The sequence below is a fragment of the Clavibacter nebraskensis NCPPB 2581 genome (assembly GCF_000355695.1).
Lineage (GTDB): Bacteria > Actinomycetota > Actinomycetes > Actinomycetales > Microbacteriaceae > Clavibacter > Clavibacter nebraskensis.
The window spans coordinates 2,755,359-2,775,749 of record NC_020891.1; the positions used below are offsets into that span (position 1 = coordinate 2,755,359).

Sequence of the window (20,391 nt, forward strand, 5' to 3'; positions counted from 1 at the left end):
CGTCGTGGGGCGCTGCTCCGTGCTGGCGCGGATCGCGGCGGCATCGACACGCCCGGCCCGCGGAGAAGCGGGAGAAGCGCCGAGGAGAAGTGATCGGAGGACCTAGGCAGGTGTGAGGAGCAGTGCTTCTCTGGAGGAGCGGTCAAGCAGCGTGCCGCATCCGACACGAGTCCGGAAGGTCCTGAGTGACCGGAACGCTGCGCACGCGCGCCCTCGCCGCCGCCCCGCCCGCCTCGCGCGGATCCGCCTCCCGCGCATCCGCGTCGGCCATCCCGCGGACGACCCCGCTCCCCCGCACGACGTCGCTCGCGCCCGACCTCACGGCGGCGCGCGACGAGAAGCGCCGCGTGACCCACGACCGGTTCGTGCGCGCCGCCGCCGCGGCCGAGGATGCGGCCGGCGACGCCGAGCGTCGCCGCCTGCACGACCAGATCGTGCTCGACCACCTCGAGCTCGCCGACCAGCTCGCCCGCCAGCACTCGGGCCGCGCGCACGACTGGAGCGACCTCCGCCAGGTCGGCTACCTCGGCCTCGTGAAGGCCGCGCGCCGCTACGACCCGGGGTTCGGCGCGCCCTTCGTGTCGTTCGCGATCCCCACCATCTCCGGCGAGATCAAACGCCACCTGCGCGACAACGGGTGGGTGATCCGCCCGCCGCGGCAGGTCCAGGAGCTGCGGCACGCGCTGCTCGCGGTCGTGCCCGCGCTCACGCAGCGCCTCGGCCGCACGCCCAGCGAGGCCGAGCTCGCCGCGCACACCGGGCACGCGCAGGAGGAGGTCGCCGAGGCGCTCGCGGCGCACTCCAGCCTCCGGCCGGCGTCGCTCGACTTCACGGTGCACGAGGACGAGGGCACCTCCCTCGCGGACACGATCGGCACCGACGACCCCGGCTATGCGCGCGCCGAGCGCACCGTGCTGCTGGACGCGGCGCGCGGGGTGCTCAGCGACCGCGACCGGCGGATCCTGCACCTGCGCTTCGTCGACGAGTTCAGCCAGTCGGAGATCGCGGCGGAGCTCGGCGTGACGCAGATGCAGGTCTCGCGGCTGCTGGCGCGGATCCTCGGGGCGTTGCGCGCCGAGCTGACCCGCGGCGAGGCAGAGGCCCTGCCGGAGGTGGCGCCGCTGGCCGCCGTGTCGCCGATCCGGCCGAGCGGGGTCGACCGCCAGACGGCCTGAGGCCGGGGGGGCGGCGCGTGCGCGCGCCAGGACCTCGGCATCCCGGATCCTCTCAGGCGCCGGGCAGCGCGCCCGTCTGCACGACGCGGCGCGCGACCTCGACGAGCTTCACGTTGCCGTCCTGCGAGTAGCGGCGGAGCACCTGGAACGCGCGGTCGGCGTCGAGCGAGAAGCGCTCCATCAGGATCCCCTGGGCCTGCCCGATGACGGACCGCGACGCGAGGCCGAGGGCGAGGTCCTCCGCCGCGTCCCACGCGGCGAGCGCGATGCGGGCGTGGACGGCGACCTCCTCGGCCACGGCGCGGTCGACCGCGTCGAGCGCCCCGGTCGAACGGTGCAGCGCGACGGCGCCGCCGGAACGCCGGCTCGCGTCGGCGCCGTCCTCCATCGCGACGAGCAGCACCCCGGAGCCGTCGGGTGCCGGGCCCGCCGCGAGGAGCGCGCCGAGGGCGGCGCCGGACTCCCCCGCGGTCGCGACCGTGGACGCGCGCGGCAGGACCACGGCCGCGCCCGTCGCGGAGGACGCGTCGAGGAGAGCGGCCAGCAGCAGCTCGACGCCGGCGGCGCGGCTCGGGGCGGCGTGGAACGCGGCGACGACGCGCACGGGCAGGGCCGAACGGTGCTGCTCCATCCCGTCCTCCCCACTTCGTCGGGTCGTCGGCGGCTCCTCGGGCACGGGATGCCCAGGCCCGCCGCGTCGCGGGGAGACGCCGAGCCCCGGCTCGACCGTTCGAGTATCGCACCATCAGTTTGCACGCAAAGCGTCGGGGGCGAGAACTCACGGGGAGCCGTTCGCGGGCCGGCCGGGGGCGCCCACCCGGCGGCATCGGATCCGCGCCTGCCATGCTCGATGCATGGCCACCCTCATGCGTCCCCGTCGCGGGAAGATCATCGCCGGCGTCTGCGCCGCCCTCGCCGACCGCTTCGGCATCAGCCGCTTCCTCGTCCGCCTGCTGTTCGTCATCTCGATCGTGCTGCCGGGCCCGCAGGTGCTGCTGTACCTGATCCTCTGGATCGTCTTCCCCAAGCAGCGCTGACCCGGCCCGGGTCGCCGCGCGCCGCATCCCGCCGCCGCGTGCCGCCGACCCGGGATCGTCCCGCGTCGGAAACGCTCCCGCAACACCCGGTTCCCAGACTGGGGAGACGCCTCTCCCCTCGTCTGGACGGATCCGCATGCCCGCTCGTCGACGCGCCCCTGCCCGGATCCGCGGCGGCGGTCGTGCCCTCGCCGCGGCCGCTCTCGTGCTCGGACTGGCCGCGGGCGGTGGGCTCGTCGCGGAGCCGGCCCGGGCGTCCGTCGACGCCGACGCCCCGGCACCCGCGGCGCCCGCAGCGCCCGCAGCGCCCGCCGTCGTCGACCTGGGCGTCGCGGACGCGGTCGCGCTCCTCCAGGCCGGATCCACCACCTCCGTCGAGCTGACCCGCGCCTACCTCGCGCGCATCGCCGCGTACGACGACGACGCCGCCGGTGGGACGGGCCTCCAGGCCGTCATCACCACGAACCCGGACGCGCTCGCGACGGCCGCCGCGCTCGACGCGGAGCGCGCGGCCGGCACCATCCGCGGGCCGCTGCACGGCCTCCCGATCGTCGTGAAGGACAACCACGCCACGGCCGACATGCCCACGACCGTCGGCAGCGCCGCCCTCCGCGACTACCGCACGACGGCCGACTCCACCGCGGTCGCGCGGCTGCGGGCGGCCGGGGCGATCATCCTCGCGAAGACGAACATGTCCGAGTTCGCGCGGCACGGCACGTACACGCTGAGCTCCGCGCGCGGCCGCACCGCGAATCCGTACGACCGGTCGTGGAGCGCGAGCGGATCCAGCGGCGGCACGGCGGCGGCGGTCGCGGCGGCCTACGCGCCGGCGGGTCTCGGCACGGACTCGTGCCGATCCGTCCTGGGACCGGCCGCGCACCAGTCGCTCGTGGGCTTCCGGCCGACGATGGGCCTCACGAGCACGGCCGGCATCGTGCCGCTCTCGCCTCGGCAGGACGTCTCCGGCCCGATGACCACCACGGTCGCCGACGCCGCGCTCCTCACGGAGGTGCTCGCGGGCCGCGACCCCGCGGATCCGCTCACGGCGATCGCCGACCAGCAGGACACCGACGCGTACGTCGCCGGCCTGACGACCACCGCCCTCGCCGGGAAGCGCATCGGCTGGGTGCGCTGGGACATCCCGGAGGATCCCGAGAAGCCCGGCCTCGCGGAGACGACCGCGCTCATGGAGCAGGCCGTGCGCGACCTCGAGGCCCAGGGCGCCGAGGTCGTGGAGGTGCCGCTCACGGAGGAGTTCGTGGAGCAGACGCTGCAGAGCGGCGGCTGGCGCGACATGCGCCCGGCGATCGATCGCTTCCTCCGCGAGACGCCCGCCACCTGGCCCGCGCGCGTGGCGGCCCGCACCGAGCCCGCCGATGTGCTCTCCTTCGCCGACGTGATGGCCGACCGGCCGAGCGCCCTCACCGACGGCGACATCGCCTACTTCCTCAGCCACGAGGACATCCCGAACCCCGACTACGACCGCTCGATCGCGGAGCAGGACGCGGGCAAGGCCGCGATGGACGCGTTCTTCGTCGAGCAGCGGATCGACGCCCTCGCCATGCCGACGAGCGCCACCAGCGCGACGCCCACCTGGGCGGGCACGACGTTCTGCGACATCGGTGCGAACACCGGGATCCCGACGATCTCCGTGCCCGCCGGCTTCACCTCGACGGGCGCTCCCGTCGGCCTCGAGCTCGCCGCGCCCCGCAGCCGCGACGGCGACCTGCTCGCCATGGCCTACGCGTACGAGCAGGCGACCGGGCACCGGGTCGCGCCGGAGACGACGCCGGAGCTGGCGGCGGACGTGGATCCCGCACCCGCGGCAGCGGAGGTCCCCGCGGACGACGACCCCGCCTCGTCCGATCCCGCTCCTGCTCCCGAAGCGCTCGGCGCGGTCCGCACCGCCGGCATCGGCGTCAACACGCTCGCGGAGAACCTCGCCATCGCCGCGGGCCTCGCCCTGTTCGGCGGGATCGCCGTCGCCGCGGGTCTCGTGCGGCGGCGGCGGCACCCCGCCACCTGAACCGCGCGGACGCCCACGGGACGACGGAGGGGCGGGCGGCCACACGGCCACCCGCCCCTCCCGCGTGCACGGAATCGGATCCGGTCAGCCCTTCCCGTGCTTCACCAGCGACACCGTGCCGTCGGCCGTCACGACCACCTTCGCGGCCATGGCGGCCGGGAGGTCGATGCGCTGCCAGCTGCCTTCGGTGCCCTCGTCGAGCGGCTCGCCCGAGTCGATCGCGGTGAGCGCGAGCACCTGGCGGCGCTGCTCGGGCGTGAGGTCGGGGTGGCTGGTGATGAGGAGCGACTCGGCGCCGGTGGGCACGGTCATGGGCTGGCCCTTGTCGCCGACGCGCGGGAAGTCGTAGCTCATGCGCTGCTCGTAGACCTTGAGCGCCTGCTTCGTGGACAGGTACGGCTTGTCCTTCGCGATGCAGACCGCGAGCGTCGCGCCGCACTTGGCCTCGAGCACCGTGCGCAGCTCGGTGGACGCCTGCTCGAACAGGGTGCGGAACGACGGGTCGGACCAGCGGCGCTCGACGATCTTCTGGCCCATCATGCGGCCGGCCATCACGTCGAGCGGGTAGTGCGCGCCCATGATGATGCGGTTGTTGCCGGCGTCGGAGGCGCGGGCCAGGATCTGCGGGGCGAGCTCCGGCAGCATCGTCGCGAGCGCGGTGCCCTGCCAGAACGCCTGCGAGGTGTGGCCGCTGGGGTACGAGCCGTCCTGGCCGGCCCACGCGTTGCCGTTCGGCTTATCGCGGTACTTGAGCTTGAGCGGGAACGCGACGTAGGGCCGCGGGTTCGCGAAGTACGCCTTCACCGGGTTGGTGGAGGAGTACTTGCCGACGAGGCCGCCGTTCTTGGCGAGCAGCGCATCCGTCTTCGGGAGCTGGCCCGCCACGCGCGCGGTGCGGTAGATCTCGCCGAGGTTCTTCCCGAGGCCGTCCGACATCGTGATGGACATGTCGGCGTACTGGTCGATGATCGCCCGGGCCGACTGCGCCTTCGTGGCGGCCTGGTTGATCCTGATCGTCTTCTTGTCGTTCAGCTTCATGATGTCGGGCCGGTTCGCCTTCAGCGAGGTGAACTGGTCGAGCATCGGCACGAAGTCGTAGGTGCTGTTCGACGGGTAGGGCGCGTCGAGCGTGGCCTGGTCGAAGGGCGCGACGGCCGGGGCGGTGGAGGACGCGGCCGGGGCGTCGGCAGCGGTCGCGGCGGTGACGCCGGTGCCGGTGAGCAGCAGGCCGATGATCGCGGTGGTCGACAGCAGCGTCGCGGTGCGGGCGCGGGGACGCCGGAGCAGGGTGGGGATGATCGTGCCTCTCGTCGGACGGGCGGGCGGCCGTGCGGCCTCTGGCACCGTAGGCATCGCGCGTGGCGTGGATCCGTCCGGGAGGTGGAGCGGAGGTGGCCGGGCGGTGCGCGCCCGGCCATCCGCCTCAGCCGCGCGAGCTCGGGACCATCCGCCGGGTCCAGGGCTCGAGCGTCATGCCGCCGCCCGCGCGGATCCGGTCGACGGATCCGTCGGGGCCGCGGTCGGCCGTGACCTCCTCGCCGACGGATCCGAACCCGTCGCCCTCGACGATGCGGGCCGACGAATCGCCCGTGCGCTCGAGCACGTCCACCGAGTCGAGCGGGTGCTCCGCGGTCGGGTCGATGCGGAGGAAGCGGTCGCCGATCACCTGGAAGTCCTGCAGGCCCCACATGTTCCCGAAGCGGCCGGTGAAGGGCGCGTCGACCGCGGCGCGCTCGGCGTCGGTGGCGGCCGAGTCGGCGAGGAGCAGCTCGAGGATCCCCGTGCTGAGCGCGGCGGCCGGGCCGTCGATCGCGTTCGTGAGCACGGAGACGGCCCAGCCGCTCTCCGGATCCACCGCCGTGCGCGTGATGTGGCCCGGGTACCCGCCGGAGTGGCCGAGCACGGTGGCCTCGTGGGCGCCGGATCCGACGCGCTCGACGATGAGGCCGTAGCCGTAGCGACGGGGGCCGGCGGGATCCGCGCTCGTGGCGTAGCGCGGGCGCTGCTGCGCGCGCTTCGACGCGGCCGTGAGGAGCCGCTCGTCGTCGGGCAGCACGAGCGCGGAGAAGAAGGAGACGAGCTCGGACGCCGTGCTCGTGACGCCGGTGGCCGCGGCCATCGCGCGCGTGTCGACGTGCGGGAGGACGGTGCGCTCGCGCGAGGTGCGGAGCGAGGTGGAGGCCGCCGCGTACTCGTCCGCGCGCTCGGGGACGTACTCGGCCGTGGTGTCGCGGAGGCCGAGGGGACCCGTGATCCGCTCGGCGAGGTGGTCGGCGTAGGACAGGCCGGACGCCGCCTCGACCACGAGGCCGAGCAGCGCGTAGCCGACGTTCGAGTAGTTGAAGGCGGTGTCGGGCGCGACCTTGGCGACGCCGGGCGTCGTCGCGATGGCGAGGAGGTGACGCCGGTCGGGGAACGGGCCGGAGTGCTGCCAGTGGTCGCCGTCGAACCCGTCGCGGAGGACGCCCGCGCCGTGCTCGAGGAGGGCGGCGATCGTGACGTCGGCGAGCTCGGATCCGGCCTCGGCCAGCTCGGGCACGTGCTGGCCGAGCCGGTCGTCGAGGCGGAGGGCGCCCTGCTCGGCGAGCTGGAGGATCGCGGTCGCGGTGAACGTCTTGGAGTGCGACGCGACGCGGAACAGGTGCGCGGGGGTGAGGGGCGCGTCGGTCGTGGGATCCGCGACGCCGAACGCCTCCGACAGCACGACCTCGCCGTGCCGGGCGATCGCGACCTGCGCGCCGGGGACGCGGGTCTGCCAGACGCGGAGGTCGAGCCAGGTGCGGACGTAGTCGAGGATGTCGGTCATGGGGCTCCGGCTCGTGTCGGGGACGGTGTTCGCAGGATGCGCGACGGCACGGCTCGGGCGGCGGGGGCCGACCTCCGGGTCACGGGTCGCCCGTCGGACACTACGCGAGTCGCCGCGGCCGGCCGGGGATCCGCCCTCAGTGCGGCGGAGGGGCGGCGGACGCCGGCGGGGCCATGCGGCGGCGGCCCGGCATGTCCGCCGACCGAAGCATCCGGCCCGCCCGCTGTGCACCCGCTGGACCGGGAGGACGCCGCACGAGCCCGTCTCGTCCGCTGGGGGACGGACCCGCCGTCACCGACCAGGAGGACCGAGCCATGCGCGAGACGACCCGAGGATCCCGGGACGAGGCCGGACGATGAGCGCGCGCGTGGACGGCCCCGTGCGTCGGCGGCGTCCGCGGGCTGTGCGGGCCGCGACGCGCACCGGCGCCATCGTGAGCGCGGTCGTGGTCGTCGGGGTGCTGCTGCCCGTGCTCGGGTTCATCGGCGCGGCGGACGCGGCGACCGCCGGCCAGCTCGACGTGCCCGTGACCCTCATCGCGCTCGACGTGGGGGTGTCGCTGGTGGTCGCGGTCGTGATGCTCGTGATCTCCTCCCGCACCCGGGACGGCCGCGTCGCGTGAATCGCCGCGGTGTCGGCCGTGGTCGCGGCGCTCGTCGGATCCGCGTGGCCGCTCGTCGCCACCACCATCGCGAGCGTCGACCAGGTGCAGGACGCGATCCCGTTCGTGCATGGCCTCGTCGGGCGGGTGCTGGGCGGCTGACCCGCGTTCCCTCCCCCACTACGCACGAGCGGCCGCCGACCCGAGGGTCGGCGGCCGCTGGCGTGCGGGGGGCGACTACTCGCGGACGAGCACCAGCTCGGAGAGCGGCAGGCGCGTGCGGGGCGCGGTCTCGCGCTCGGCGAGCGGGCCCTCGAGCGCGTCGGCAGGCGCGACCGTGCCGACGGCCGTGACCGTGAGCGGCTGCAGGTTCTCGGGCAGGTCGAACGCGGCGGACAGCTTGTCGAACTCGACGCCGGCCATCTGGTGCGTGTGCAGGCCCTCGGCCTGCGCCTGCACGGAGAGGTGCGCGACGGCCTGGCCGAGGTCGTACGCGGCGTAGGGGCGCTTCTCCCCCTCGACCGTGGAGGTCTCGGCGATCGCGACGAACAGGGCCGACGCGTTCACGGCCCACGCGGCGTTGAAGCCGACGAGCGCGTCGACGATGGTGTCGAAGGCGTGCGTGCCGCGGCGGGCGACGATGAAGCGGCGCGGCTGCTGGTTGCTGCCGGACGGCGCCCAGCGCGCGGCCTCGAGCAGCGCGTCGAGCTGCTGGTCGGAGACGGTGGCGTCCTTGTCGAAGGAGCGCGGGCTCCAGCGGGTATCGAGCTCGCGCACGATCGGCACGGCCGTGTCGGCGGTGCGCTCGGTCGATGCGGGGGTGGTGGCGTCCTCGGTGAGGGTCATGGCGGTTCCTTCGGTCGATGTCGGGGATGCGGCACTCCGTCGGGCCTCGCGGATCACAATGCGGGACGCCGCCCGGCTATTCCTGGGTGGAACCGGGCGGCGTCCTCGCGCATGAGGCGCCTATTCCGCGAGGGGGTCGCGCACGTCCTCGAAGCGGCCCGACTCCGCCGAGCGGCCGGCCGCCTCCATGAGCGCGAGGCTGCCGAGGTTGTCGCGGCCGCTCGTCTCGGGCGGCGGGCCGCCGAGGATCGAGAGGGCGAAGGCGCGGAGGCCCGCGGCGCGTCCGATGAGCGGCAGGGTCTCGAGGTCGAGCTCGCGCTCGGCGCCGGCGGCGTCGCGGATCCCGACCCGGTCGGCCGAGACGCCCTCGCCGCGGCTCGTGAAGGTCAGCTCGCCGTCCTCGCCGGAGATGCGCCACTCGCCCGCCCACGGAGTGACGGGTCCGCGGTGCAGCCAGCTGCCGCGGTAGTCGACGACCAGGCCGCCCTCCAGCTCGATGACCATGCTCGCGACCGCGGGGTCGCGGTAGTGGCTGAATGACGGGCGGCTGGTGCGGGCGAACACGCGCACGGCCTCGCGGCCGGTGACCATGCGGATCAGGTCGAAGTGGTGGATCGCCATGTCGTTGATGATCGGCTGCGGGAACCGGTAGTGCGGGTAGTCGTCGGGCTCGTCGTTGTCCCACTGGCGGAAGTCGATCTCGATGGTCGCGACCTCGCCGAGCGCGTCGGCCGCGAGCAGCTCGCGCACCCGCCGCGGCGCCGGGTACCAGCGGTAGTTCTGGCTGACCTGCACGATGAGGCCCAGCTCCTCGCCCTTCCGGACCACGGCGGCGGCCTCCGCGGTGGAGTTCGCGAACGGCTTCTCGACGATGACGTGCTTGCCCGCCTCGAGCGCCTCCAGCGCGAGCGGCGCGTGCGTGACGGCCGGGGCGGTGAGGATGACGGCGTCCGCCTCCACCGCGGCGAGCGCGTCGGCGAGCGAGGCGTACGCGGCGGACGCGGGCAGGCCGAGCAGCGCGCGCACCCTCTCGCGGGTGGGCTCGCTCGGATCCACGATCGCGGCCACCTCGATCTCGGCGACGGCTGGCACGGCGTTGCGCGCCCAGTCGCCGCCCCAGCCGCCGAGGCCGACGTGGATCACGCGGACGCGGGGGCCGTCGTAGGCGGGAGCCGCGGGAGCCGCGGATGCGGCGGGCTTCTTCGCGGCGCTCATCGGGCGAGGAACCAGTCGCGCGGGTGCTGGTCGGCCGTGAGATCGGCGCGGCCCTGGGTGGGCGCGACCCAGCGGGCGGCGTTCGCGAGCACGCGGCGGATGTCGGGGTGGTGGTACACGGGGTACTCCTGGTCCCCCGGCGAGAAGTAGAAGACCCGGCCGCGGCCGCGGTGGTACGCGACGCCCGAGCGGAAGACCTCGCCGCCCGCGAAGGTGGAGAGGAACACCTCCTCGTCGGGGCGCGGGATGTCGAACTGCTCGCCGTACATCTCCTGCCGGTCGATGACGATCGGGTGCGGGATGCCCGCGGCGATCGGGTGCTGCGGCGCGATGGTCCAGACCAGCTCGCGCTCGCCGTCGTTGCGCCACTTCAGCGAGCACGTCGTGCCCATGAGGCGCGTGAACACCTTCGAGTAGTGGCCCGAGTGCAGGACGACGAGGCCCATGCCGGCGTGGACGTGGCGGATCACGCGCTCGACGACCTCGTCGGACACCTCGCCGTGGGCGACGTGGCCCCACCAGTAGAGGACGTCGGTCGCGGCGAGGCGCTCCTCCGTGAGGCCGTGCTCCGGATCCTGCAGCGTGGCGGTGCTCACGGAGGCGTCGTCGCCGAGCAGCTCGCGGAGGCCGTCCGCGACCACGGCGTGGATCCCGTCCGGGTAGTGCGACAGGACGGTCGCGTCCCCCCGGCTCTCGTGCACGTTCTCGTTCCAGACGACGATGTCCATGGCGCTCCTCGTTCGGCGGTGATCGGGGGATCGGGCTGCGCTCCGGACGTGTCGGGCCCGAGATCGGCCGTGACGACGCGGCATGCCCGCGCCTACGATCGTACGCATGCCCCGCGCCGATGCGGGCGACCCGGAGGACGCATGGACGCCATCGCCGACGACCACGGAGCGATCCGGTGACCGGCCCGACCGGCACCACCCGCCCCACCGACAAGGCCGTCCACGCCTGGTCCCTCGACGGGACGCTCGGGCATCCGCGCGTCCCCGGCCCGGACGGATCCGGCACCGTCACCCGGGCGGCCGGCGCCCTCGACCTCCTCGACCTGCCCGCCGAGCTCGCCCGCCGCGGGTACCGCGCCGTGCAGCTCGCCCACTTCCAGCTGCCCACGCGCGACGCCTCCTACCTCGAGGAGCTGCGGGCCGCGCTCGAGTCGTCCGGCATCGTGCTCGACGCGTTCCTGGTCGACGACGGCGACCTCGTGCACCCCACCGACGCCGACTTGCACGAGCGGTGGATCTCCGACCTGCTCGACGACGCACTCACTCTCGGCGCCCACCACGCCCGCGTCGGCGCCGGCCGCAGCGCGCCCACGCCGGAGCTGCTGGCAGCGAGCGCCCGGCGGCTGTCGCGGCTCGCGGACGGGCACCCGGGGATCCAGGTGGTCGTCGAGAACTGGCGCGAGATGATGCCCGACGCGGACGCAGTGCTCGCCCTGCTGGCCGACGCGGGCGACGTGCGCCTCCTCATCGACCTCGGCAACTGGACCATGCCCGACAAGCACGAGCAGCTCGCCCGCATCGCCCCGCACGCCGTCACCTGCCACGCCAAGGCGCACCGCCACGACGACGGCAGCCTGGACGACGTCGACTACGCCCGCTCCCTCCGCGTGCTGCAGGACGCGGGCTACCAGGGCGCGCTCGCGATGGTGAACGAGTCGAGCCGGCCCGACGGATCCGACGAGTGGGACGGCCTCGAGCAGGAGCACGAGGTGGTGCGGCGGGTCTTCGGGTGAGACGGACCCGCGGCCCGGGGCGGGCTCAGGGCGCGCCTCAGCCCAGCGCCGCCTCCTCCGCCGCGACGTCCTTCCGCACCTCGAACTGGGTCCGGTGCAGCTCCTCGTAGCGCCCGCCCCCGGCGAGCAGCTCCTCGTGCGTGCCGCGCTCGACGATCGCGCCGTCCTCGACGACGAGGATCATGTCGGCGCTGCGGATCGTGGAGAGGCGGTGCGCGATGACCAGGGCCGTCCGCCCCTCGAGCGCCTCGCTGAGCGCGGCCTGCACCGCGGCCTCCGACGTCGAGTCGAGCGCCGCCGTCGCCTCGTCGAGGATCACGACGCGCGGGCGCGCGAGCAGCAGCCGCGCGATGGTCATCCGCTGGCGCTCGCCCCCGGAGAGCCGGTAGCCGCGCTCCCCCACCATGGTGTCGAGCTGGTCCGGCAGGGAGCGGATCATGGGCTCGAGCCGCGCGCGCCGGACCGCGTCCCACACCTCGTCCTCGGTCGCCTCGGGCCGCGCCAGGCGCAGGTTGGACAGGATCGTCTCGTGGAACAGGTGGCCGTCTTGCGTCACCATGCCGAGGGTGTGCCGCATGGACGCGAACGTGACGTCGCGCACGTCCGTCCCCGCGAGGCGCACGGCGCCGCTGTCGACGTCGTACAGGCGCGAGAGGAGCTGCGCGATCGTGGACTTGCCGGCGCCGGACGTGCCGACGAGGGCGACGGTCTGCCCCGCCTCGATCCGGAAGGACATGCCGTGCAGCACCTCCTCGCCGCCGCGGGTGTCGAGCGTGGAGACCTCCTCGAGGGAGGCGAGCGACACCTTGTCCGCGGACGGGTAGGCGAACCGCACGTCGTCGAACTCGACGGCCACCGGCCCTGACGGCACGGGGACCGCGTCGGGCTTCTCCCGGATGAGCGGCTCGAGGTCCAGCACCTCGAAGACGCGCTCGAAGCTGACCACCGCGCTCATGATCTCGACCCGCGCGTTCGCGAGGCTGGTCAGCGGCGCGTAGAGGCGGGTGAGGAGGAGCGCCAGGGTGACGACCTCGCCGGTGTCCAGCTGCCCGCCGAGCGCGAGGACGCCGCCGAGCCCGTAGACGAGCGCGAGCGCGAGGGCGGAGACGAGCATCAGCGCGGTGAAGAAGACGAACTGCAGCATCGTGCTGCGGACCCCGATGTCGCGGACCCGGGCGGCCCGCACGCGGAACTCCTCGGCCTCCTCGTCGGGCCGGCCGAAGAGCTTGACGAGGGTGGCGCCGGGTGCGGAGAAGCGCTCGGTCATCTGCGTGCTCATGGCGGAGTTGTGGTCGGCGGCCTCGCGGCGGAGAGCGGCGAGGCGACCGCCCATGCGGCGCGCGGGGATCAGGAACACGGGGAGCATGACCACCGCGAGCACCGTCACCAGCCACGACGTGCTGAGCATGACGACGAGGGTGAGGATCAGCGCCACGAGGTTCGTGACCACGCCCGACAGCGTGCCGCTGAAGGCCTGCTGCGCGCCGATCACGTCGTTGTTGAGGCGGCTCACGAGGGCGCCCGTGCGCGTGCGGGTGAAGAACGCGATCGGCATCTTCTGGACGTGGTCGAACACGGCGGTGCGGAGGTCGAGGATCACGTCCTCGCCGATGCGCGCCGAGTACCAGCGCGTGATGAGCGACACCCCGGCGTCGGCCACGGCCACGAGCGCGATGACGACGGCGAGCCGGACGATCGTGCCGACCTCGCCGCGGGCGACGATGACGTCGACCACCTGGCCGGCGAGCACCGGGGTCGCCACCGCGAGGAACGCGCCGACGACGGACAGCGCGATGAAGAGCACCAGCTTCGCCCGGTACGGCACCGCGAACGTCAGGATCCGGCAGACGGACGCGCGGGAGATGCGGTTCTTGCCGTCCCGTGCGCTCGAGATCTTGTAGAGCGAGCTCCAGGCGACGCCTTCCATGCTCATGGTGGTTCCTCTCGTGGGCGCTCCGCTCGGTGCGGGCAGGGGTGCCGCCGGGCTCGGGATGGTCCGCGGCGGCGGTGAGCCGAGGCGGCGTCCCGCAGACGGTCCGGGTGGCGACGCCGTCGTCGTGGCCGGATCCGCGGGCGGGGCGCGCACCGCTCATCCTCCCGGTGCGCGCATCCCCATCATGAGCCACGGACGGCGCCGATCACGCCGCGCGGGCGAAGCGTCACCGGATGGGACGCGCGGCGGGCAGGCCGCCAGCACCTTCGAGCCGTCGGGCGGAGGAGTTAGTCGCGTCCGCCGCGCGGACCACGCGCGCGCCGCGGGATACGGCACGGCGAGCGCGACCCGCATGGCGACCGCCGCCGACTGGATCGCCCACTTCCACGCCAACGCCGACCGGCACCTGGCGCCCGAGCAGCTGATCCCGTCCGGCACGCCCTCGCCGCTCGACGCCCGCACCCGCCGCGCCTTCGTCCGCTCGTTCCAGCGGTTCGCGCTCGGCGAGAGCGGCGACGGCGTGCACCTCCTGCGCATGGCGGCCGACGCGGGCGATCCCGCGTACACGCACGCCCTCGCGCTCCTCGTGCAGGAGGAGCAGAAGCACGCGGCCCTCTTCCTCCGCGCGCTCGACCACCTCGACGCGCCCGCGCTCTCCGCGCACTGGACGGACGCGGCCTTCACCCGACTCCGGCACCTCATCGGGCTGCGGACGGAGATCAGCCTGTTCCTCATCGCGGAGACCGTCGCGATGGGCTACTTCCACACCCTCGCCGACCACGCGCCGGATCCCGCGCTCCGGGCCCTCGGGCGGCGCATCGCGGACGACGAGCGGGACCACGTCCGCTTCCAGATCGACCGCCTCCGCACCGGCTTCCGCGACACCCCCGCTCCCCTGCGCTCGCTCATCGGCGCCGCGTGGACGGTCGTCGCGGCGGGCGCGGCGACGGTGGTCGTGGTCGACCACCGCGCTGCGCTCCGCGCCTGCGGCGTCGCACCGCGCGCGTACTGGCGGCAGGCGATGCGCGGCTTCAGGGCTGCTGCGCGCTCGGTGCTGGTGGATCCGCGGGCGCCGCTGCTGGGGCCGACGGACGCCGCCGACGAGCCCGCGTGCGCCTGACCCCGCGCACGCGGGAGGGGCGAGCAGCCTCCTCGGCCGCCCGCCCCTCTCCGTCTTCCGCTACCGGCTGTCGTCAGACGCGCGCCAGCGCATCGACGGGTCGCCCGGCCGTGTTCAGCGACGCACGGACTTGGGGCCGCCGACCTTCACGTAGATGAACAGCACGATGATGGCGCCGATGATCGAGCCGATGATGCCGGCGGGCTGGAAGAAGCCCTCCATGGCGTCGTGCTGGAAGAGCAGGAAGCCGAGGAATCCGCCGACGAACGAGCCGACGATGCCGAGCACGATGGTCATGAGGATGCCGATGTTCTGGCGTCCGGGCACGACGGCGCGGGCGATGAAGCCCGCGATGAGGCCGACGACGATGAGGCTGATGATGAGTCCGAGCATGGTGATCTCTCTTCTGTGCGAGCACGTCAGGAGGACGCGCGGTGGTGCCCGTTCGGGGCGATGACCTCAATCAACCACCCTCCGGGGTGTGGGTGCACACCCCTGGGGGTGGGATCCTGGATCCATGCCCGCCACCCGCACCCGCCCCGTCACGATCGCGCTCGTCGACGACTACGACGTGGTGCTGAAGGGCCTCGCCCACATGTTCGACGACTATCGCGACCGAGTGGTCGTCGCCGAGATCGACGCGAACGCGGCCCTCTCCGACGAGATCGACATCGTGCTCTACGACTCGTTCGCGCAGCCGGAGTCCGACCACCACGAGATCGCGGAGCTGGTGCGGAACCCGCGGGCCCGCCGCGTGGTCGTCTACACCTGGAACTTCCAGCCCGAGCTGATCGCCGACGCCCGCCGGCAGGGCGTGCAGGGCTACCTCTCCAAGGCGCTGCCGGCGCGGGAGCTCGTGGAGGCGCTCGAGCGGATCCACCAGGGGGAGGAGCTGTTCAGCGAGGCGCCGCTGCGGGCCGCGAGCGCGCCGTCGCTCGACTGGCCGGGCAAGCGCGAGGGGATCACGGACCGCGAGTCGGAGATCCTCGCGCTCATCACACAGGGCAAGAGCAACCAGGAGGTCGCGGCGCTCACGTACCTCTCCCCCAACACGGTGAAGAGCTACATCCGCTCGATCTACCGGAAGATCCAGGTGCAGAGCCGCACGCAGGCGGTCATCTGGGGCGTGGGGCACGGCTTTAGCCCGGACCACCATCGGATCGACCACTGGCTGGGCGGGCCGTAGGAGGGACTGGTCGCCGCACAGCAGAATTTACACTCGCGAACTCGGAACGGATCACTCCGGATCGAGAACACGAGCCACGAGCTCCGGATCCAGTTGGTAAGCGCTCGAGAGCAACTCCTCGACCTCTAGCTGAAGGAGACGGCGGCGGTCCTTCATGGTCGACGCTATCGCCGTGTCGCTCTCATCACGAAGCTGGACAGCGAGATCTCGAAGCTCTTCTACGCGTTCCTCGATGACGAGCTGCGCGCGGTCCGAGAGCGCCGGAACGGGGATGCCCTTCAAGAACTCCTTCCGATGCACAGCATACGAACCTCTGTACTTCTTACCCGCAACCGACACCATTAAATCAACCACGGGATGGGAAAGGATCGCCTGAATGACATCCATCGAGTAGGGACAGTCCGCATCAGGTCGAAGGAAACCGTAGGGGCCCCCGTCTCCCCCACCGGGCGCGACTAGCCCTTCATGATCGACCGCATACCTGGGACTCAGAGACATCACCCTGGCAATGAGCTTGGGCCCACTAAGTTTGCTGAGCGACTGCGACCTCCCAAACGCCCAGAAGGCCTCGCCTGGATCCGGCGACACATTCCGCCCGTGTTGTAATTTGCCCCTGTGGCGATCGAAGTACTTCGCGGCAAGAGGGTATTGCGTGCGCATGACATCTTCCGTGATGAGCTTCATACGACGACTTTCGGAATCTAAGACGTAGGGGAATATGACCCGCCTGTCCGGGATCGGCTGTCCATCGTAAACGGCTATTTTACGATCCTTCAGCGCGGGCTTCAAGAGGCTTGCCTCGATCCCAGTACGCACTCCTTCGATATCGATGAACTCCACGATTCCTGCGTCGTCGCCGTCATCAATCGGTTTGAGGAAGAACCACTCATCGGCACTCGTCTGGACGCCCACGAAGATGTCGACCCAACCTGGATCGCCCAGGCGGGCCACGCAGTTTGCGGCTAGTTGGCCGAACAGTGTGGTTTGATCGACAGTCGCGAAGGGCCAGGTCGCGGGACCGAGCGAGGTGCGCTCCACCTCTAGGAATGTTGCGCTGCGAGCCGTCCTCCATGCTTCCAAATCCCCAACCATGGCAATCGAGACCGCATCATCTCTCTTCGGGCCCGCGACGACAATGGCGGTGTACGTCGTACGTCCCGGAAAGACCTGCTGCTCACCAAAGTGAACCATGGACTCAAGACGTGGGCCCAGCTTGCGCCTGACACCACTCGCGGAGAGATGGCTTGCAAAACGGTTCGGTACGATCATGCCTAGACGGCCGTCAGGAGCCAGTAGCTCTAACGCCCGCTCCATGAAAACGAGATAAAGGTCGAAGTTATTAGCGACCGGGGCATCATAGAGTGACGCGCCGTGCTGCAGGTACTGCAGCTGATCCGGCATGTGGCGAGCGAGATCTTGAATGCGCACGTACGGCGGATTCCCCAAGACCACACTGAAGCCCCTTCTGGGATACGCCGCCCCTATGGCCGCCTTGATGTCGAGGGGGCTTACAAGTGCGCGGCGGTGCGGCACACGCGCTGCGGCAGGAACGAGCGCGTCGAAGTCCTCGCGCACGACAGCGTTGCCGACCACGATGTTCCGATCTAAGTTCGGCAGCACTCCCCGGGCGATCGCCGGATCGACATCTTGGTTACCGAGTACCGCAAGCTGGAGACTGAGCTTCGCGACCTCCACAGCAGCCCCGTCGATGTCGATACCGAATAGATGCGATCGCACAAGCGCTCCGCGCTCCGCCAGCGACAGACGGGGGCGCGCCAGTTCCGCCGCTTCAACCAGCCGGTCAAATGCATCGAGGAGGAAGACTCCGCTGCCAACTGCCGGATCGAGCACGGTCAGGTCTTCGGGCACACCCTCCGCCAGAGCAGGCCCCAAAGCCTGGTGCCCGATTTCTTTCACGATGTCGTCGGGCGTCGCTACGACCCCAGCAGCATGAACGAGTTCTGGCTTTAATATGAGAGTGACGCGCCGGCATTCGTCGAGGTCGACCCGCTCAGCCAGGTACTGCTCGTATACGCCCGCGAGGATACTCGCGTCGAGGACACCGAACGCATACTGCGTGCGCGGCCAATACATGTCCTCGACCACAAGCATCAGCACGTCCGCATCGACGGTGGTCCCGTGCAACACATTGAACAACCCCGCATTGTAAACTCGATCGGCAGCCTGAAACGCTTCCACCAAGGTTCGCGATCGCGCCGAGTCAAACAGGCTGCGATAGCGCCCTATTTCCCGATCCTCGCAGACGCGCAGAAATAGAAGAGCGTTCAGCAGGCTCTGAGCCCGGCGACCTACTTCAGGCGCGCCGAGGGCTGGATTACCATCGGCAACAGCTTGAGCCAACGACTGACGCCAGTGACGGAAGTCACCGAGAAAGCGCTGATCGAAAGGCGACTCACCCCGGGGCGGGCGGGCGAAGTCGTAGATGCCTTCGAGCCCGGTAACCCTGAGGGATTCGTATGAGACGAGACGCCAGAGCTCGTCGAATCGAGTAACGAATTCCTCGAAACCGAAGACGCCTCCAGGCAGGACCGCGACCGACGGGCCGTCGGTTTCACGCGGCTCTACTCGCGAATCGAAAACGATGAGTTCGTGGAAGTTCGTGAGAACGGCAGCGGGGAGCGACAGAGACCAACCGTACGACCGCGCCTGTCGCGAGGACGAAGCATTTGTAGCCAAGGAGACGGACGGCTTTTTCGCCTCGATCGGCATGACGTCCATTCCGTCCAAACGGAGGCGGTAGTCCGGCCGACCCCACGATCCGTCGGCGTCTCTTCCTGTCCGCTCCCTTACAACCTCAACTGACCTCTGGCTATGTGCGCCCTGGTTCCTGACATCCCAGCCGAGACACTCGAGGAGGGGGTCGATGAACTCCACACGGACATCAGTCTCTGTGTACGTCGATCCTGGCCGGACGAGCTCAGAGGCCACACCTCGGTAACGCGCGACGAGGTCGGTGACGCGACGGAGCCCCTCGGACTTGGTGACCCGGGCAAAGACCATGCGGTGAGGCTACCGTGCGGTTGCCGCACCGGAGGAGGCACGGACACGAGTGTCAGTCGGGCAAGGCAGAATTGAGTCATGACGACCGTGTTCGCAGCCAAGAGCGCCCCCTCGAGCGAGAAGCTGCGCGGGGGGTACTACACGCCCGAGCCGCTCGCGAGGTTCGTAGCCGCCTGGGTCGCCGTCGCCGGCGACGAACTGCTTGAGCCGTCGTGTGGGGACGGGGAGATCCTGCAGTTCCTCGCGGCCTCGGGCCGAGCGACGGGCGTCGAGCTGTTCCCCCTCGAGGCCGCTGCGGCTCGCGAGCGCACGGGTGCAGACGTCTTCGACGGGGACTTCTTCTCATGGTTCGCTCCCGAGCGCCATGGGACGTTCGACGGCGTAGCGGGCAACCCTCCGTTCATCCGCTACGGATCGTGGGAGGAACAGTACCGAGAGCCCGCCTTCGAGCTCATGCGCTCTGAAGGCTTGAGCCCTACTAGGCTGACCAACGCTTGGCTTCCATTCGTAGTCGCATCCGTCGTGGCAGTTCGCGACGGCGGCCGAGTAGGCCTCGTGATCCCAGCGGAGCTATTGCAGGTCGGCTACGCCGCTCAAGTGCGCGCGTATCTTGTGGACCAATGTAGTGAGATCACGATCGTCGCATTCCGTGAGCTGGTCTTTCCCGGCGTCCTTCAAGAAGTGGTGCTACTACTGGTCACCAAAGGTAATGGCCCCGCTTCCATCCGCACCGTCGAAGTGACGAATGGAGCGCATCTCACAGACGTCGACCTCGATGTCGCAGCCATTCGCGCCCCTCTTCATGGCTCTGAGAAGTGGACCAAGTACTTCCTCGACGTCGTTCAGATCGGCCTCCTGCGCGACCTTAAGAACGACTCACGCCTGGCCCGCCTCGAGCGCTACGCAAAAGTCAATGTCGGAGTGGTGACTGGACGGAACTCCTTTTTCTGCATGACGGAGGCGGAGGCGCAGCGTCTCGGAATAGAGGAGCACACTCTTCCCCTGCTCTCTCGGTCTGCGCAATTCACCGGGGTGGGCCTGACCTCGCAAGACCTGAGATCACAGGCCGCACGAGGAGCCATGACTAGGTTGCTCGCGCTCGATCCCGCGCACGACGTCGCATCCGACCCCTCCCTGTCGCGGTACGTTCGGTTGGGCTTACAAGACGGCGTCAACGACGGTTACAAGTGCCGCATCCGCCAATCCTGGTGGTCTGTTCCTTCAATCTCGCAGCCGGATGGATTTATGTTGAGGCAGGTTTCGACCTACCTACGCTTTCTCAGCAATGACACCGGAGCCACTAGTACCGACACAGTGCATCGCGTCTTCGTGAAGCCTGGCGTAGACATGAGGAGGCTAACGGTCGCTGCCCTTAACTCCGCGACGCAGGCCATGTCAGAGGTCCTCGGCCGAAGCTACGGCGGTGGCCTTCTGGAAGTCGAACCTACTGAAGCCGTGGCGCTTCTCGTGCCGGATCCCGAGTTGATCGATGAAGACCTCATGTCAAGAGTCGACGATCTTTTGAGAAATGGACAGATTGAGCAAGCCATCGCACTTGTGGATCAGCGGGTCATGATCGACCGCCTCGACTTCTCGGAGGCCGAGATCGGGGCCATCCGCGAAGCAGGATACCTGCTTCGAGAACGTCGTTTGCGTCGCGGTCGGAAAAGCACGTGACGCATTG

At 71.0% G+C, this 20,391-nt stretch carries 18 protein-coding genes; 9 read left to right on the forward strand and 9 right to left on the reverse strand.

The genetic code is table 11. From position 1 onward, the window contains the following. Positions 1 to 185 precede the first annotated feature (185 nt). The gene (locus tag CMN_RS12900; RefSeq protein ID WP_015491220.1) at positions 186 to 1,175 is read left to right on the forward strand and encodes a sigma-70 family RNA polymerase sigma factor; all 990 of its coding nucleotides are present in this window, start codon (positions 186 to 188) and stop codon (positions 1,173 to 1,175) included. A gap of 52 nt (positions 1,176 to 1,227) precedes the next feature. Here the strand turns inward: CMN_RS12900 and CMN_RS12905 are convergent, their stop codons facing one another. Continuing rightward, positions 1,228 to 1,806, reverse strand: coding sequence for an ANTAR domain-containing protein (locus CMN_RS12905; RefSeq protein ID WP_015491221.1), 579 nt, complete (start codon positions 1,804 to 1,806; stop codon positions 1,228 to 1,230). 223 nt (positions 1,807 to 2,029) lie between these two features. Here CMN_RS12905 and CMN_RS12910 point away from each other — a divergent pair, with 223 nt between their 5' ends. Both CMN_RS12910 and CMN_RS12915 read left to right on the forward strand, forming a co-directional pair. After that, a complete protein-coding gene (locus CMN_RS12910; protein ID WP_015491222.1) occupies positions 2,030 to 2,212 on the forward strand; it encodes a PspC domain-containing protein in 183 nt (60 codons plus the stop codon). A gap of 136 nt (positions 2,213 to 2,348) precedes the next feature. Continuing rightward, on the forward strand, positions 2,349 to 4,238 hold the full coding sequence (locus CMN_RS12915; RefSeq protein WP_015491223.1) for an amidase: 1,890 nt from the start codon (positions 2,349 to 2,351) through the stop codon (positions 4,236 to 4,238). An 84-nt stretch (positions 4,239 to 4,322) separates the two neighbouring features. On the opposite strand, the gene CMN_RS12920 is transcribed toward CMN_RS12915, so the two are convergent. Both CMN_RS12920 and CMN_RS12925 read right to left on the reverse strand, forming a co-directional pair. Continuing rightward, positions 4,323 to 5,591 (reverse strand): acid phosphatase, encoded by a 1,269-nt coding sequence (locus CMN_RS12920; protein ID WP_015491224.1) that lies wholly within the window; start codon positions 5,589 to 5,591, stop codon positions 4,323 to 4,325. 70 nt (positions 5,592 to 5,661) lie between these two features. After that, positions 5,662 to 7,044, reverse strand: coding sequence for a serine hydrolase domain-containing protein (locus tag CMN_RS12925; protein WP_015491225.1), 1,383 nt, complete (start codon positions 7,042 to 7,044; stop codon positions 5,662 to 5,664). 355 nt (positions 7,045 to 7,399) lie between these two features. On the opposite strand from CMN_RS12925, the gene CMN_RS12930 reads away from it, so the two are divergent. Next, a complete protein-coding gene (locus CMN_RS12930) occupies positions 7,400 to 7,666 on the forward strand; it encodes a hypothetical protein (RefSeq protein ID WP_227077691.1) in 267 nt (88 codons plus the stop codon). A 9-nt stretch (positions 7,667 to 7,675) separates the two neighbouring features. Further along, positions 7,676 to 7,807, forward strand: coding sequence for a hypothetical protein (locus CMN_RS15450; protein WP_258560768.1), 132 nt, complete (start codon positions 7,676 to 7,678; stop codon positions 7,805 to 7,807). Between the two features lie 75 nt (positions 7,808 to 7,882). Here the strand turns inward: CMN_RS15450 and CMN_RS12935 are convergent, their stop codons facing one another. From CMN_RS12935 to CMN_RS12945, 3 genes are all read right to left on the reverse strand, one after another. Beyond that, entirely contained in the window at positions 7,883 to 8,491 is a 609-nt protein-coding gene (locus CMN_RS12935) for a nitroreductase family protein (protein WP_015491226.1), read from the reverse strand. 120 nt (positions 8,492 to 8,611) lie between these two features. Next, positions 8,612 to 9,706, reverse strand: coding sequence for a Gfo/Idh/MocA family protein (locus CMN_RS12940; RefSeq protein ID WP_106389167.1), 1,095 nt, complete (start codon positions 9,704 to 9,706; stop codon positions 8,612 to 8,614). Further along, complete coding sequence (locus CMN_RS12945) at positions 9,703 to 10,434, reverse strand: ThuA domain-containing protein (RefSeq protein ID WP_015491228.1); 732 nt, start codon at positions 10,432 to 10,434, stop codon at positions 9,703 to 9,705. Before CMN_RS12945 ends, CMN_RS12940 begins: the two co-directional genes overlap by 4 nt. 176 nt (positions 10,435 to 10,610) lie before the next feature. Here CMN_RS12945 and CMN_RS12950 point away from each other — a divergent pair, with 176 nt between their 5' ends. Further along, the gene (locus CMN_RS12950; protein WP_015491229.1) at positions 10,611 to 11,447 is read left to right on the forward strand and encodes a sugar phosphate isomerase/epimerase family protein; all 837 of its coding nucleotides are present in this window, start codon (positions 10,611 to 10,613) and stop codon (positions 11,445 to 11,447) included. Between the two features lie 37 nt (positions 11,448 to 11,484). Here CMN_RS12950 and CMN_RS12955 read toward each other — a convergent pair whose 3' ends face one another. After that, on the reverse strand, positions 11,485 to 13,380 hold the full coding sequence (locus tag CMN_RS12955) for an ABC transporter ATP-binding protein (protein WP_015491230.1): 1,896 nt from the start codon (positions 13,378 to 13,380) through the stop codon (positions 11,485 to 11,487). Between the two features lie 352 nt (positions 13,381 to 13,732). On the opposite strand from CMN_RS12955, the gene CMN_RS12960 reads away from it, so the two are divergent. Beyond that, a complete protein-coding gene (locus tag CMN_RS12960) occupies positions 13,733 to 14,500 on the forward strand; it encodes a ferritin-like domain-containing protein (RefSeq protein ID WP_015491231.1) in 768 nt (255 codons plus the stop codon). A gap of 114 nt (positions 14,501 to 14,614) precedes the next feature. Here the strand turns inward: CMN_RS12960 and CMN_RS12965 are convergent, their stop codons facing one another. Then, a complete protein-coding gene (locus tag CMN_RS12965) occupies positions 14,615 to 14,893 on the reverse strand; it encodes a GlsB/YeaQ/YmgE family stress response membrane protein (RefSeq protein ID WP_015491232.1) in 279 nt (92 codons plus the stop codon). 124 nt (positions 14,894 to 15,017) lie between these two features. Here CMN_RS12965 and CMN_RS12970 point away from each other — a divergent pair, with 124 nt between their 5' ends. Beyond that, positions 15,018 to 15,686 carry a response regulator transcription factor gene (locus CMN_RS12970; RefSeq protein ID WP_015491233.1) on the forward strand — a complete coding sequence of 223 codons (669 nt, stop codon included), beginning with the start codon at positions 15,018 to 15,020 and terminating at the stop codon, positions 15,684 to 15,686. A 51-nt stretch (positions 15,687 to 15,737) separates the two neighbouring features. Here the strand turns inward: CMN_RS12970 and CMN_RS12975 are convergent, their stop codons facing one another. After that, entirely contained in the window at positions 15,738 to 18,416 is a 2,679-nt protein-coding gene (locus CMN_RS12975) for an Eco57I restriction-modification methylase domain-containing protein (protein WP_172638683.1), read from the reverse strand. A gap of 369 nt (positions 18,417 to 18,785) precedes the next feature. On the opposite strand from CMN_RS12975, the gene CMN_RS12980 reads away from it, so the two are divergent. After that, a complete protein-coding gene (locus tag CMN_RS12980; protein WP_015491235.1) occupies positions 18,786 to 20,384 on the forward strand; it encodes an N-6 DNA methylase in 1,599 nt (532 codons plus the stop codon). Positions 20,385 to 20,391 lie beyond the last annotated feature (7 nt).

Excerpts from the sequence above, each read along its gene's own strand:
- CMN_RS12960 (WP_015491231.1), top strand. The coding sequence starts at position 13,733 with ATGGCGACCGCCGCCGACTGGATCGCCCACTTCCACGCCAACGCCGAC.
- CMN_RS12930 (WP_227077691.1), top strand. The coding sequence starts at position 7,400 with ATGAGCGCGCGCGTGGACGGCCCCGTGCGTCGGCGGCGTCCGCGGGCT.
- CMN_RS12925 (WP_015491225.1), bottom strand. The coding sequence starts at position 7,044 with ATGACCGACATCCTCGACTACGTCCGCACCTGGCTCGACCTCCGCGTC.
- CMN_RS12970 (WP_015491233.1), top strand. The coding sequence starts at position 15,018 with ATGCCCGCCACCCGCACCCGCCCCGTCACGATCGCGCTCGTCGACGAC.
- CMN_RS12980 (WP_015491235.1), top strand. The coding sequence starts at position 18,786 with ATGACGACCGTGTTCGCAGCCAAGAGCGCCCCCTCGAGCGAGAAGCTG.
- CMN_RS12905 (WP_015491221.1), bottom strand. The coding sequence starts at position 1,806 with ATGGAGCAGCACCGTTCGGCCCTGCCCGTGCGCGTCGTCGCCGCGTTC.
- CMN_RS12940 (WP_106389167.1), bottom strand. The coding sequence starts at position 9,706 with ATGAGCGCCGCGAAGAAGCCCGCCGCATCCGCGGCTCCCGCGGCTCCC.
- CMN_RS12945 (WP_015491228.1), bottom strand. The coding sequence starts at position 10,434 with ATGGACATCGTCGTCTGGAACGAGAACGTGCACGAGAGCCGGGGGGAC.
- CMN_RS12975 (WP_172638683.1), bottom strand. The coding sequence starts at position 18,416 with ATGCCGATCGAGGCGAAAAAGCCGTCCGTCTCCTTGGCTACAAATGCT.
- CMN_RS12955 (WP_015491230.1), bottom strand. The coding sequence starts at position 13,380 with ATGAGCATGGAAGGCGTCGCCTGGAGCTCGCTCTACAAGATCTCGAGC.
- CMN_RS12935 (WP_015491226.1), bottom strand. The coding sequence starts at position 8,491 with ATGACCCTCACCGAGGACGCCACCACCCCCGCATCGACCGAGCGCACC.
- CMN_RS12915 (WP_015491223.1), top strand. The coding sequence starts at position 2,349 with ATGCCCGCTCGTCGACGCGCCCCTGCCCGGATCCGCGGCGGCGGTCGT.
- CMN_RS12965 (WP_015491232.1), bottom strand. The coding sequence starts at position 14,893 with ATGCTCGGACTCATCATCAGCCTCATCGTCGTCGGCCTCATCGCGGGC.
- CMN_RS12920 (WP_015491224.1), bottom strand. The coding sequence starts at position 5,591 with ATGCCTACGGTGCCAGAGGCCGCACGGCCGCCCGCCCGTCCGACGAGA.
- CMN_RS12910 (WP_015491222.1), top strand. The coding sequence starts at position 2,030 with ATGGCCACCCTCATGCGTCCCCGTCGCGGGAAGATCATCGCCGGCGTC.